Source organism: Sphingomonas sp. JC676, assembly GCF_014489075.1.
GTDB lineage: Bacteria > Pseudomonadota > Alphaproteobacteria > Sphingomonadales > Sphingomonadaceae > Sphingomonas.
This window is the reverse complement of record NZ_JACTGR010000002.1, coordinates 116,890-130,827: the sequence shown is the minus strand read 5'-3', so window position 1 is coordinate 130,827 and position 13,938 is coordinate 116,890. Positions and strand designations below refer to the sequence as shown.

At 66.6% G+C, this 13,938-nt stretch carries 10 protein-coding genes; 3 read left to right on the top strand and 7 right to left on the bottom strand.

From position 1 onward, the window contains the following. Nucleotides 1-106: 106 nt before the first annotated feature. Nucleotides 107-1,327 carry a cysteine desulfurase-like protein gene (locus tag IAG41_RS07585; protein ID WP_187728027.1) on the bottom strand — a complete coding sequence of 407 codons (1,221 nt, stop codon included), beginning with the start codon at nt 1,325-1,327 and terminating at the stop codon, nt 107-109. Nucleotides 1,328-1,373: 46 nt separating this feature from the next. Here IAG41_RS07585 and IAG41_RS07580 point away from each other — a divergent pair, with 46 nt between their 5' ends. Next, nucleotides 1,374-2,396, top strand: coding sequence for an oxidoreductase (locus IAG41_RS07580; protein WP_187728026.1), 1,023 nt, complete (start codon nt 1,374-1,376; stop codon nt 2,394-2,396). Here IAG41_RS07580 and IAG41_RS07575 read toward each other — a convergent pair. The 4 genes from IAG41_RS07575 to IAG41_RS07560 all read right to left on the bottom strand — a co-directional run bounded on the left by IAG41_RS07575 (nt 2,393) and on the right by IAG41_RS07560 (nt 9,005). Then, nucleotides 2,393-4,612 carry a beta-glucosidase family protein gene (locus IAG41_RS07575; RefSeq protein ID WP_187728025.1) on the bottom strand — a complete coding sequence of 740 codons (2,220 nt, stop codon included), beginning with the start codon at nt 4,610-4,612 and terminating at the stop codon, nt 2,393-2,395. The genes IAG41_RS07580 and IAG41_RS07575 overlap by 4 nt on opposite strands. 103 nt (nt 4,613-4,715) lie before the next feature. After that, on the bottom strand, nt 4,716-7,076 hold the full coding sequence (locus IAG41_RS07570; RefSeq protein ID WP_187728024.1) for an EAL domain-containing protein: 2,361 nt from the start codon (nt 7,074-7,076) through the stop codon (nt 4,716-4,718). A gap of 10 nt (nt 7,077-7,086) precedes the next feature. Then, on the bottom strand, nt 7,087-7,725 hold the full coding sequence (locus tag IAG41_RS07565) for a methylamine utilization protein (RefSeq protein ID WP_187728023.1): 639 nt from the start codon (nt 7,723-7,725) through the stop codon (nt 7,087-7,089). A gap of 35 nt (nt 7,726-7,760) precedes the next feature. Then, entirely contained in the window at nt 7,761-9,005 is a 1,245-nt protein-coding gene (locus IAG41_RS07560; protein WP_187728639.1) for a hypothetical protein, read from the bottom strand. Here IAG41_RS07560 and IAG41_RS23445 point away from each other — a divergent pair. Then, a complete protein-coding gene (locus IAG41_RS23445) occupies nt 8,900-9,667 on the top strand; it encodes a molybdenum cofactor guanylyltransferase (RefSeq protein ID WP_316251109.1) in 768 nt (255 codons plus the stop codon). The genes IAG41_RS07560 and IAG41_RS23445 overlap by 106 nt on opposite strands. Before the next feature lie 71 nt (nt 9,668-9,738). Then, on the top strand, nt 9,739-11,340 hold the full coding sequence (locus IAG41_RS07550) for a response regulator (RefSeq protein ID WP_187728022.1): 1,602 nt from the start codon (nt 9,739-9,741) through the stop codon (nt 11,338-11,340). Here IAG41_RS07550 and IAG41_RS07545 read toward each other — a convergent pair. After that, the gene (locus tag IAG41_RS07545) at nt 11,337-13,388 is read right to left on the bottom strand and encodes an NAD(+) synthase (protein ID WP_187728021.1); all 2,052 of its coding nucleotides are present in this window, start codon (nt 13,386-13,388) and stop codon (nt 11,337-11,339) included. The genes IAG41_RS07550 and IAG41_RS07545 overlap by 4 nt on opposite strands. Continuing rightward, nucleotides 13,389-13,892 carry a CinA family protein gene (locus IAG41_RS07540; protein ID WP_187728020.1) on the bottom strand — a complete coding sequence of 168 codons (504 nt, stop codon included), beginning with the start codon at nt 13,890-13,892 and terminating at the stop codon, nt 13,389-13,391. It lies immediately after the preceding gene. Between the last annotated feature and the right edge of the window lie 46 nt (nt 13,893-13,938).

Here is a 13,938-nt window from a genome sequence, read left to right as displayed (position 1 = left end):
GAAGGTTTTTCGACATAGCAGGTGTCAACCGTGTCAACTTGGCGCTATCGCCGGATCGCGACCCGACACCTGGAAATACGCAGATTTTCCGTCGATTTTTTCTCTTCTAAAGCGCGCGCAACGCTTCGATCAGCCGGTCGACCTCGTCCGCCGTGTTGTAGTGGCAGAGCCCCACCCGCAGCAGGCCGCCGCTTTCGGCCAGACCGAGCCGGGCGACCACCTCGACCGCGTAGAAATTGCCCGACCAGGAATAGATTTCGCGCGCCGCGAGATGCTCGGCGATCGCATCGGGATGATGGCCATCGAGCGTGAAAGAGAAGGTGGGCACGCGGCCCTGCATCGTCGGGGCGCCCCAGAGGCGGAGGCCAGGAATGGTCGCCAGACCTTCGAGCAGGCGGGAGCCGATGTCGTGCTCATAGGCAGTGGCGCCCTGCATCGCCGCGACCAACTTCGCGCGGCGGCTGTTTGCCTGGGGGTCGAGGCTGGAGCCGAGCCATTCGAGATATTCGACCGTGCCGAGCACCGCGGCCTGGCTTTCGAACGACGGCGTGCCCGTCTCGAAACGGTGGGCGCCTTCGCTCGATGCCGGGCGGACGCGATAGGCGTCGACCTGCTCGACAAGATCGCCGCGCGCCCAGAGCACGCCCTGGTGCGGGCCGAAGAATTTATAGGGCGAGCAGGCGAGGAAATCGGCGCCGAGCGCGGCGACGTCGGTGACGAGGTGCGGCACCGATTGCACGGCGTCGACATAGACCAAAGCGCTCGAATGGGCGCGGACGATGCCGACCGCCTCGGCCACCGGATTGATCGTGCCGAGCGCGTTGCTCGCCATGCCGAGCGCCACCAGGCGGGTGCGCGGGCCGAGCAGGCCGGCCAGTTCGTCGAGCTTCCAAGCGCCGGTCTCGGGATCGAAGTCGAGCCAGCGCACGGTCACCTGCCGGTCCGCCGCGGCGCGCAGCCAGGGCGAGACGTTGGCGTCGTGATCGAGCCGGGTCAGCACGATCTCGTCGCCGGCCTGCCATTCCTTCGCCAGCGCGCGCGAGACGGCGAAGGTGAGCGAGGTCATGTTCTGGCCGAACGCGATCTCGTGCGGTTGACCACCGAGCAGCTCCGCCATCGCGGCATGTGCCGCGTCGCTCAGCGCGTCGGTCTCGACCGAGGTGCGGAACGCGCCGCCCGAATTGGCCGTGCCGCTGGCGAGATGCGCCACCATCCGCTCGACCGCAGGGGTGCAGATCTGGGTGCCGCCCGGCGCGTCGAAATAGACGCGGGCTTCGTCGGAAAGCGCCTTGAATTGGGCGCGCACGGCGTCGATGGGAAAGGTCATGCGCCCGCATAGAGCGGACCGGTTACACGCGAAAGAGGAGCAGCCCATGATCCGCACCGGAGTGATCGGTTTTGGCCTTGGCGGCACCGCATTCCATGCGCCGCTGGTCGAGGCGGTGCCCGAGCTCGAGCTGGTTGCGATCGCTACGAGCAAGGCCGATGCGGTGCACGCCGCCTATCCACATGCAGCCGTCATGACGCCAGAGGCGCTGATCGCCGATCCCGACATCTCCCTGGTCGCGATCTCGACGCCCAACGACACGCATTTCCCGCTCGCCAGGGCAGCGTTGGAGGCGGGCAAGCATGTCGTGATCGACAAGCCCTTTGCCACCAGCGCGGAAGAAGCGGCCGAGCTGATCGCCATCGCGAAGGCCCGCGGGCTCGTACTGTGCCCGTTCCACAATCGCCGCTGGGACAGCGATTTTCTGGCCGTCCGCGCGCTGATCGAGAGCGGGCGGCTGGGCGAGATCCTGCTCTTCGAGGCGCATTGGGACCGCTTTCGCCCCGACCTGGCCCAGCCCTGGAAGGAATCGATCGCGGCGGGATCGGGCCAGCTCCCCGATCTCGGGCCGCACATGATCGATCAGGTGCTGGTGCTGTTCGGCCCGCCCGAGGCGCTAAGCGCCGATCTGGCGGTCCAGCGCGTCGGCGGCGAAGTGGACGATTATTTCGCGCTTACGCTGCACTACGGGATCCGCCGCGTGATCCTGGCCTCGTCGCGCCTCATCGCCGCGCCCCGCCCGCGTTTCGGCATCCATGGGCGCCAGGGCAGCTTCGTCAAATACGGGCTGGATCCGCAAGAGACGGCGCTGCGCGCGGGCGGCAAGGTGGCCGATCCGGGGCACGGTCTTGAGGACCCTGCGCAATATGGCGTGCTGACGCTGCCTGACGGCACGCGCGCGACGATCCCGTCCGATCGCGGCGACTATCGGCGCTTCTATTCCGGCATTGCCGCCGCCATCGCCGAGGGCGCCCCGCCGCCGGTCGACCCCGCCGATGCGCTGATCGGCCTCAGGATCATCGAACTGGCCCGCCAGAGCGCCCGCGAGGGACGGCGGCTGGCGCTCTAGGGCTTCCAGCCGACCGGGAGCGTCCGCGCGGCGAGCTTGACCGACACGGTCTGGACGATGTCGAGCGAGCTGTGGCCGAGCATCACCTTGTAGTTGCCGGGGGCGATCTTCCAGGCGTTGGCCGGGCCGTCGAACATCGCCAGCAGGCGCGGATCGACGGTGAGCGTGACGCGGGTCGAGGCGCCGGGGGCGAGATCGACCTTCTTGAAGGCGCCGAGCCGCTTGGGGGCTTCCCAGCCGGTGCCCGAGACATAGACCTGCGCGACGTCCTTGCCGCGCCGCTTGCCGGTGTTGCGCACCATGAAGCTGATGGTGACCTTGCCGTTCGCGGCGCTGGCGCCGAGGCCCGAATAGGCGAAGCTGGTATAGGAAAGGCCGTGGCCGAACGCGAATTGCGGCGTGTCGCCCTTGGCGTCGAACCATTTGTAGCCGACCGTCGCGCCCTCGGGATAGCTTGTGTCGCCGGAATTGGGCTCGGAGGGCTTGGGAAGCTGATCGAGGCTGCGCGGGAAGGTGGCGGGGAGGTGACCCGAAGGGTTCACCTTGCCGAACAGGACATTGGCGATTGCATCGCCGCCCGCGGTGCCGGGATACCAAGCTTCCAGGATACCGGCGACCTTGTCGGCCCATGGGGTGAATACGGGCCCGCCGGTCTCCAGCACCACCACGGTCCTGGGGTTGGCGGCGGCGACGGCGGATACCAACGCATCCTGGCCGTCCTTGAGCGTCAGCGAGACATCGAAGGATTCGCCGGCCCATTGCGTGGCGAAGACGAGCGCGACATCAGCGCTCTTCGCCGCCGCCGCTGCCGCTGCGGGGTCGCTGCCGTCGATGAAGGTCACCCTGGCGTTGGGTGCCTGGCGCTGGATCGCCGCCATTGGCGAGGAGGGGTAGTACATTACAGGCCCCGGCCAGCCCGACGGCCCGATGCCGGGCGCGGCGTTGCCGCCGACTGGATAGACCAGCGAGGAACCGCTGCCCGCGAGCACGCCCTTGTCGGCATGGCCGCCGATCACGACGATCGACTTCACTGCCGGCGAGAGCGGCAGGATCGCACGGTCGTTCTTGAGCAGCACCGTCGCGTCCTCGGCGTCGCTGCGGGTCACGTCGGCGTGCTTGGCCAGCATCGCCGGGGCGAGGTCCATCGGCGCTTGCGTGACGGGATGATCGAACAGCCCGTGCGCGAACATCGAACGCAGGATGCGCGAAGCCATTTCGTCGAGCCGCGCGCGGCTGACTTCGCCCTTGGCGATCGCGGCCTTCAGCGGCGCGCCGAAATAGGGTTCCTTGTCGAACGGGAAGCCCGAATCCTGCTCGAGCCCGGCATTGGCGGCGGCGGCGGTCGAGTGGGTCGCGCCCCAATCGGACATCACATAGCCCTTCCAGCCCCAGTCCTTGCGCAACACCTGGTCGAGCAACCAGGGATGCTCACAGGCGTGGGTGCCGTTGATGCGGTTGTACGAGCACATCACCGAGCCGGGGTTCGACTTCTCGATCGCAAACTGGAAGGCGAGCAGGTCCGACATGCGAGCGGCAACCGGATCGACGATCGAATTGCCGGTGTCGCGATCGGTCTCCTGATCGTTGATGGCATAATGCTTCACGGTCGAGATGATGTTGTTCGACTGGATGCCGGCGATCTGCGCGCCGACCATCGTGCCGGCGAGCAGCGGATCCTCCCCGCCATATTCGAAGTTCCGGCCGTTGCGGGGCTCGCGCATCAGGTCGACGCCGCCGGCGAGCATCACGTTGAAGCCTGAGGCACGCGCCTCGGCGCCGATCATCTCGCCGCCCTTGAAGGCCAGTTCAGGATCCCAGGTTGCGGTGGTGGCGAGGCCGGAGGGAAGGGCGGTGCGCTCGCGCTTCTTCTCGGCGCCACCCTGGGTAGCCACGCCGACACCGGCATCGGTCTGCCATTGCGGCGGCACGCCGAGGCGGGGGATGCCGGGGATGTAGCCCGCTGATCCGGGCCGTGCCTCGGCGGGCGCCTTGAATTGCTTCGAGGGGAAATCGGTGCCGAAATAGCCGAACACCAGGGTCAGCTTCTCGTCCTCGGTCATCTCGGCAAGGACCAGCTTGGCACGGGCATCGGGGTTGAGGCGGGCGTTTGACCAAGGGTGTGCAACCGGCGCCTGTTGCGCGCTCGCGGACGCTGTGGCGAGGCAGACAGCAAGCGCGATGAGCGGAGCTGCGAATGCGCGGCGTCGAATGGTCATTATCCCTCTCCACTGGTATGTCAGCGTTGTCGGGATCGACTTATAGAACAGCGCGCCGCGCGGCACCAGCATTCTGTGTTAGCGCTACCGTGCTGGTCGCACCTCAGCCGATGGCGCGGCGCTGTTCCAGGACCCCGTCCTCGCCGGCAAGCAATGCGGCGACCGCGCGCGACTCGATCGGGCGGCTGAACAGATAGCCCTGCACCGAGGAGCAGCCATGCTGGCGCAGTTCGGTGAGCTGGTCGCTTTCCTCGACGCCTTCCGCCGTGGTCTCCATTCCCAATGCGCGGGCGAGATCGGTGATCGCGCGGACGATCGCGCCGGCGCCGGGCCGGGTCAGCAGGTCCTGGATGAACGAGCGGTCGATCTTGATCTTGTCGAATGGGAAGCTCTGCAGATAGCTGAGCGACGAATAGCCGGTGCCGAAATCGTCGAGCGCGATGCGCACCCCCAGCGCACGCAGCGAGTGCAGCATCTTGAGCGTCGCGTCCGACCCTTCGAGGAAGATCGATTCGGTGATCTCCAGCTCCAGCCGGTTCGGCCGGAGCCCGCTCATCATCAGCGATTGGAGCACCACGTCGGCCAGACCGGGGCGGCGGAACTGCACCGACGAGACATTGACCGCGACGCGGACATGATCGGGCCAGGTCTGGGCGTGCGCGCACGCCTCGCGCATCGCCCAGGCGCCGATCTCGACGATCAGGCCGGTCTCCTCGGCGATCGGGATGAAATCGAGCGGCGAGACCTGGCCGCGCGTCGGATGGTTCCAGCGCAGCAGCGCCTCGAATGATCCGATGCGATTCTTGGCGAGATCGAACAGTGGCTGGAAATGGAGCTCGAACTGGCCTTCCTTGAGCGCCATGCGCAGGTCGTTTTCGACGCGACGGCGCTCCTGGGCGCGGTCGTTCAGTGATTCTTCGAAGAAGCAGTAAGTGCGGCGACCCAGCTCCTTGGCACGATAGAGCGCCAGATCGGCGTTCTTGAGCAACGCGCGCGCGTCGTCGCCGTCGGCGGGCGCCAGCGCGATACCGATGCTGCCGCCCGGAGCCAGGCTGTGGCCGTCGATCACCACCGGCAGCTCGATCGCTTCCAGCGCGCGCTGGGCGATGCGCTCGACACTGTCGGCGTCGTCGGGATCGGCGACGATGACGAACTCGTCGCCCCCCAGCCGCGCGATGAAGCATCGGGGCATCGCCGCGCGCAACGCTTCGGCAATCTGGCGCAGCAGTTCGTCGCCGATCGGATGGCCCAGCGTGTCGTTGATCGACTTGAAATCGTCGAGGTCGACGCACAGCAACGCGATCGTGCCGCCGTTGCGCCCGCGTGCCTGCAGCTCGAGCTCGAGATGCTCCTGGAACAGCGCGCGGTTGGGCAGGCCGGTGAGCACATCGTTGAAGGCGAGATGGGTAATACGCCGCTCGCGTTCGGCGATGCCGGCGGCCATGCGGTTGAAGGTGGCGGCAAGGCGACCGAGCTCGTCCGAATCCTCGACGGGCACCGAGGCTTCGGCACCGTTGGCGAGGCGTTCCGCCGCGGCATCGAGCAGAGTGACTGGCCGGGTGATCGAGCGCGCCATTCGCCAGGTGGCGAGCACAGTAACGAGCAGGCCAAGCAGGCCGGTGAGCGCGATGGCGAGCTGGAGCTGGCGATAGCTCGCCAGCGCGCCCTCGAGCGGGTAGCGCAGTACGAGCACGCTTTCAGGCGAGCCTTCGAGCACGGGCAATGGCTTCACCAAAGCGATCGCGGTGCCCTGGCCGGTGCCGACTTCGGACGGTGTCTTCGCGCCCTTTCGGCTGTCGATCGTTTGCGCGACGGCGGGCTCGGACGGCTGCTGGTCGTCGGCGTCGACCCATTTCCCGCCGGCGCCGCTGCGCTGATAGACCGATGCCTCGATCGGGATGGCCGACAGCCGCTGCAGGCTCTCCATTTCGCGCGCGTCGAGATTGGTGCCAAACACCACCCAGCCGACCAGGTCCGGTGCCATGATCGGCGCGGCGATGACGTGGCGCGCGGCGCCGCCCAGGCGGACCACACCGGTCATCTGCCCGGCATCGAGCGCCCTCCAGAAGCGGGCGGCCTCCTGGATCTCCTTTGACGTCTTGAGGCCGACCACGCTGTCGTTGGCGCCAACCACGAAGGCGATCGGCACGCCCAGCCGCTGACGCAGATTGACCAGCGCGGACTCGATCGTCTGCTTGTCGCCGGTGCCGACCGCGGCGCGGAAGCCATAGTCGCGCGCGAGCAGAGCCGCCGCGCCGCCGAGCTGCGCGGTGCGCTGCGCCCAGAGCCTGTCAAACACGGTGCCGCTCGCGACCAGTTCGCCGCGCACCTGCTGCGTCGCGTTGCGCTCTACGATTGCGAACAGGATGAGCGAGGCGCACAGCATCGCCGCGCTGAACAGGCCGGCATAAAGCACCGTCAGCTTGGTCCGCAGGTGGCGGAAACGGGGGAGGCGGAGCTTCATGCGCGGCCCCTCAATAATGCGAGGAGCCGGTCATGCGCGGCGGCGCACGCAGCGTGACGGCAATGGTTTCGGCTGTGCCGGCGGCCGCCAGCGTGACCTGCTTTCTGATCATACTGCCGGGCGCACGAAGATAGGGGTGCCACACCTCGATCGAGATCTGTCCCGCGGGTACGCCATTGAACACCGCGTTGCCGCTTGCATCGGTCTTCACGGCATAGGTGGTATCGACCACGTCGATATAGGCCGACATCTGATCGTGGATGTTGCAGCCGAGCGCGACGATGCCCGGCTTGTCGAAGGTGACCGCGCGGTTCTGTTCCTTGGCGTAGAGCTTCAGCTCGAACTTCTTGGCGGGTGAGAAGGAATAGACGTGGTGGCGCACCGGATCGAGATTGGGGAACGACACCTCGGATCCCACCGGCACCATCAGCACGAACGGGTGGAACTGGATATCCTTCTGGTTGACCGTGTAGCTGCCGGCCGCGCTCGCTGCCGGGGTCGGCCGGCCGATCAGGTGCACGGTCACGACTGCGTCGGCGATCGGGGCATTGCCGGGACCGCGGACATAGACAGTCACGCCGGTGGCTGCGGGCAGAGGTGATACTGCGCCGATGGTAAGCAATGCGGCAAGGACGATCGGAAATCGCATCGGTAAGCCTTAGCAAGCCAATGTAAACAAGGCGTTCAGATGTGGACGCGCAGTGCTAACTGTATCTGGTTCTGCCGCTGGCGCGCGGGCAGTCCTAGACGGACTCGGTCCTGCTTAATGCTGTCGACGTGCAGGACTTCGGCGAGCAGGCTCAGATGCGGTCCCAATTCGTGCCGCGCTGCGGCGGTTATCGCCCAGCCATCCTCGGAATAGCTGTTGTCGAGTATGCTGCCGCGGCCGCGCGTGCCGAACGCGTCGAGCCGCGCCGAGACCGACCCCTTGTTCAATCCGAGCGTGGCCAGCAGGAAGGCCGAGCGGAAGCTGGTATCGGCCCAGATCCTGCCGGCACGCGAATAGCCCATTTCGGTGCGCCCACCCATCGCCTGCGCCTTGAGCGTCACCTGCTCGACCGAGACGATCGCGCCGACATTGTTGAAATGCGTGCGCCAGCCCCATTGCGACCCGTCGGTCACTGCCTGCGGGTCGGCGCGATTGTCGTAGTGGAAGAATTGCAGTTCGAATGCCCGGGAAGGGGACCAGCCGAGCTTGCCGTACCAGCCGACGCGATTGTCGATTTCGCCCACCGGCCGGGTCTCCGGCGCCTGCCTGCTGCTCATGAAGGCGTTCAACGGCGGCAATGGCTGGCGGCCGAATGCCGTGGCCTTCTGGTCATGGAGCGCCCAGCCGCGGAAGGCGAGCAAGGTGCCCGCCGTGTCGTTGAGCCCGAACGCACCGAGCGTCGCGGCAACGCGGTGCGTGCCCAGCGGCATAATAAGCGTCGCCTCAATGCCACCGGTCTTGATCTCGTCGCCGATCCAGCTGTTGATCGCCGACGGCGTGATCGTGTCCGTGACGCGCCATTCAGGGCCCGAATGCTCGAGCGAGATATCGGGCCAATAGAGACCGGCACGGACGGCCAGCTTGGCGGGGCCGTGTAATATCGGCTTGAAGGCAAGCGCGGCCTGGCTGACATCGATCGGATGCTCTTGGCCGTGCTGCGCAGTGACCACAACCGTGCCGCTCAGCGACCAGGTGAAGCGTGGCTGCCAGACCAGATCGGCCTCGGCGAGCCAGGGACGGACATGGAAGTCGCCATCGGGATCGTGCGCATCGAAGCGGGACTTGCCTTCGCCGCCGCCGATCCAGCTACGCGCACCGTCCGCCCCGACGATGCGTGCATCGCCCAGGACCGTCACGGTTTCCGCCGAGAGAAGGTCGGTTCCGCTTTGGGCGCGCGCAGGCACGGCTGCAAGAGCGGCGAGGCCCAGCAGCATCATCATTACGCGATGCCACATCTTCGGAAACATGCCGGCAATATGCCAGCTTTTGGTTAACCGAGTGTTTTCAAACCGAAATCAGGCGCGGATGCGCGCCGGGACGGACTTGGCCGCGGGGGTTTTCGAGGCATGGTCATGGTGCGCGAGCGCAATCAGCGGATCGAGTTCGGGATGACAACCGGCAACGCAGCCGTCCGGCAGGCGAAACGGCGTATCGGCCCCATCGCGCTGGCCGTCGAGCGCACGGGCTGCGGGGTGCTCGGTGCTCGCGGGCGGCTAGTCGCGGCGATTCGGATCGGCCAAGGCGCTGTCGCGCCAAGCCAGGTCTGGGGCCGCTCGCCGGGATCAACGCCGCGCTGCACTGCGCTGCCGCCCGCAGTTTAGATGCAGTCTTGACGGCACCCTGCGATACGCCGAGCCTGCCGCCGGATATCGCCGAGCGCTTGACCGCTGCCGTCCCCGCCGTATTCGTGGAAAGCATGCCTGTAACTGGTCTATGGCCCGCTGCATTTGCCGCTGCGCTCGATGCCTATGCTCGATCGAACGATGGATCGGTACGGGGTTGGGGCCGGGAAGTGGAAGCGCTTCCATATATATTGGACGAGATTTTGCCCAATGTGAACAGTTTAGCCGATCTGAACCGCCTATCCGGGCATTTCCCTTAGGTTCCAGTCCTGATTGATCTGAAGTAAACCACATTCAACTTCGTGGGCCTGGGGCCGCTGGGGGATCGTTGATGGAAGGGCTGTTCGCTGCATTCTCGAACGGCAGCTATGCGCCGCACGGCTATTGCCTGCTGTGGCAGCCGGGACTGATCTATACGCATGTGGCGGCCGATGCGGTGATCGCGCTTGCCTATTTCTCGATACCGATCGCATTGATTACGCTGATTCGGCGCCGTCGGGACCTCGATTTCGGTTGGGTCTTCTGGTGTTTCGCGGTCTTCATCCTCGCCTGCGGGTGCACGCACCTGATGGCGATCTGGACGCTCTGGCAGCCGGTCTATGGGCTCGAGGCCGCGGTGAAAGTGATCACGGCCGTGGCGTCGATCGCCACCGCGATCCTGCTCTGGCCGCTTTTGCCCAAGGCGATCGCGCTGCCCTCTCCCTACAAGCTCTCCGTCGCCAACGCAGAGCTGGCAGCGATCATCGTCGAACGCGATGCCGCGTTGAAGGAATTGCGCGAGCAGATCGCCCAGCGCGAGGAAATCGAGGCCGCTTTGCTTCAGTCGCAGAAGCTGGAGGCCGTAGGTCAGCTCACTGGCGGAATAGCACATGATTTCAACAACTTGCTCCAGGCTGTTGCCGGCAATCTTGAACTGATTGCGCGCAAGCCGGACGATGCCGATCGCGTCGTCCGCTGGAGCGCGAGCGCGCTTGACGCCGTGGAGCGCGGCCGCATCGTCACCGGGCAGTTGCTGGCCTTTTCCAGCAAGCAGCGGCTCGACGTCAGCTCGGTGCGGCTCGTCGAGCTGGTCGGTGGCATGCGCGGTCTGGTCGAGCGTGCCGTCGCGCCGCTCAGCCGGCTCAAGATCGATCCGATCGATCCGAGCTGGAATGTCGAGACCGATCCGCTGCAGCTCGAGCTGGCGATCCTCAACCTGGCGTTCAATGCGCGCGATGCGATGCCCGAAGGCGGCACGCTCACCATGTCGGCGGTGCGCCGCAGCGGCGTGGTCGCGCATGACCTTCCGGCGGGCGACTATGTCGCGCTGACGCTCGCCGATACCGGCACGGGCATGCCGCCCGAGGTGAAGAAGCGCGCGGTCGAGCCCTTCTTCACCACCAAGGGCGTGGGCCGCGGGACGGGTATCGGCCTGTCGATGGCGTTCGGCGTGGCGCGTCAATCGGGCGGAATGCTCACCATCGAATCCGAGGAAGGGAAGGGGACCGCGATCACGCTGTTCCTGCCGCTTGCCGCCACCGAGCCGGTGCGCGAAGTGCAGGACGATGCCGCGCGCGACACGCGCGCCGACCTTACTGGTTTGCGCATCGCGCTGGTCGACGATGACGATCAGGTCCGCGCGACGCTTGCGGACATGCTGCGGACTGCGGGCGCCGAGGTCGAGGAAGCGCAGGACGGCAATTCGGGTGTCGCGCTGGTCAAGACCAAGCGGCCGCATCTGCTGGTCGTCGATTTCGCGATGCCTGGGATGAGCGGCGCCGACGTCGCACGGCTGGTGCGGGCGGAGGATTCGCAGCTGCCGGTGATCGTGGTCACCGGTTACGCCGAATCCCAGACGCTGGACACGATCGCGGGGCCGCAGGTCTCGGTGCTTCGCAAGCCGTTCGAATCGCACCAGCTGTTGCGCAGCATCGCGGACATGCTGGGGCGCTAGGGAAGGGCCTTCCGGAGCTCGTCGATCCACGCCGTCGCGACGCCGTCCGACGGCGCACGCCAGTCGCCGCGCGGGCTCAGCGCGCCGCCGGCCGAGACCTTGGGGCCGTTAGGCAGCGCCGAGCGCTTGAACTGGCTGGTCTGGAAGAAGCGGAACAGGAACGTCTCGAGCCATTTGGCGATGGTTTCGAGGTCATATTGATTGCGGCCCGCCTCGGGGAAGCCGATCGGCCATAGCCCGGCATCGCGGTCCTTCCAGGCCTGCCAGGCGAGGAAGGCGATCTTGGACGGCCTGAGGCCATGGCGGACGACATAATGGAGGAAGAAATCGTGGAGCTCATAGGGGCCGATCCGGTCCTGCGTGCTCTGCATCTTGCCGTCGGCGTCGGCGGGGACGAGTTCGGGCGAGATTTCGGTATCGAGGATGTCGCTCAGCACGACCGCGGCGTCGCCGGCAAACTGCCCGGTCTGGACGGTCCAGCGGATCAGATACTGGATCAGCGTCTTGGGCACGCCGGCATTGACGCCGTAGTGGCTCATCTGGTCGCCGACGCCATAGGTCGACCAGCCCAGCGCGAGCTCTGAGAGGTCGCCGGTGCCGATCACCATGCCCTGGCGCTGATTGGCGAGGCGGAAGAGATAATCGGTTCTGAGACCTGCCTGCACATTCTCGAACGTGACGTCGTAGACCGCTTCGCCCTTGGCGAAGGGGTGGCCGATGTCGCCAAGCATCTGGCGCGCGGTGGGCTGGATGTCGATTTCCTCGCCGGTCACGCCGAGCGCGTTCATGAGGGCCCAGGCATTGGCCTTGGTCGCCTCGCCGGTGGCGAAGCCGGGCATGGTGAAGCCGAGAATGTCCGAGGCAGGACGGCCGAGCCGCTCCATGGCCTTGACCGCGACGATCAGCGCGTGGGTGGAATCGAGCCCGCCCGAAACGCCGATCACGGGGTGGCGCGTGTTGGTGGCGGCGATGCGCTGACGCAGGCCCTCGACCTGGATGTTGAATGCCTCGTAGCAGTCCGCTTCCAGCTTGGACGGCGTGTTCGGGACGAAGGGGAAGCGGCGTAGCGTCCGCATCAGGCCGCGATCGGCGAAATCGGGCTGGTGCACGAATTCGACGCGGCGGAACTCGGTTTCGGGATCGCCATTGGCGGCGGCGCAATCGTTGAACGTGCCCGTCCGCATCCGCTCGAGCCGCAGGCGCTCGAGATCCACATCCGCATAGACGATCTCGGTGGTCAGCTCGAACCGCTCCGAGCGGGCGATCAACTCGCCCAGTTCGTAGATCAGCCCCTGACCATCCCAGGCGAGATCGGTGGTGCTCTCGCCCGGTCCCGAGGCCGAATAGAGATAGGCGGCGACCGCGCGCGCCGATTGCGAAGCGCAGAGCAACTCGCGCTCGCGCGCCTTGCCGATGACGATGTTGGAAGCGGAGAGGTTGCACAGCACCAGCGCGCCGGCGAGTGCGCCATAAGTGGAGGGGGGCAGCGGCGCCCAGTAATCCTCGCAGATCTCGACATGGAAGACGAAGTCGGCGAGATCGCTGGCCGCGAAGATCAGGTCGGTGCCGAACGGCGCGCGCTGGCCGGCGACCTGGATCTCGAGGCCGGCGAGCCCGGCACCGAGCGCGAACCAGCGCTTCTCGTAATATTCGCGATAATTGGGGAGGTAGCTCTTGGGCACGACGCCGAGGATGCGGCCGCGGGCGATCGCAAGCGCACAATTATAGACCCGGCCGTTCCGCCGCAGCGCGGCGCCGACCAGCAGCACCGGCTTTAGCGCCGCACTTGCCTCGACGATCGCGGCGATCCCCGCCTCGGTCGCGTCGAGCAGCGCGTCCTGGAGATGCAGATCGTCGATCGCGTAGGACGTGACGTTGAGCTCCGGGAAAACGAGCAGGTCCGCGCCCTCGGCATCGCCCTCCTGCGCCAGCGCGATCGTGGCGCGTGCGTTTGCCGCAGGATCGCCGACGGTTGCGACCGGGGTGCACACGCCCGCGCGGATCATCCCCTGGCGGTGGATCGCGAAGAAGGGATGGGTCTCAGCCATTCAAAGCACCTGCGAGAGCATTTCGAGCGCGACGCGCATGCATTCGATCCGTACCGGACCGCGGCCTATATCGCCGAAATGCTCCTCGCGGCTTAACGTGTCACGGCCTTTGCGCGCACAGGCGAAGTGGACGAGGCCGGGCTCGTCGCCGGGCGCACCGGGGCCGGCGAAGCCGGTCGTCGCGATCGCCACATCGGCGGCGCTCGCCTTGAGCGCGCCTTCGGCCATCGCGCGGGCGATCTCCGCGCTCACCGCATCGAAACGCTCGATGTCACCCAACGGAATGCCGAGGAGCTCAGACTTGGCGGCATCGGTGTAGACGACGAAGCCGCGCTCGAAGGCGTGCGAGGCGCCCTCGACATCGGTCAGCAGCGAGGCGAGCAGGCCGCCGGTGCAGCTTTCGGCGGTGGCGAGGGTGAGGTCTCGGTTACAGGCTTCTTCCAGCACCGCACGCGCCGCACGATCGACCTGGTCGGGCAGCACGGGCGATAAAGTCTCGGTCATGCAGGCGTCCTAGTCGTTCGGGAGGCGCTGTGCCAACCCCGAGGGA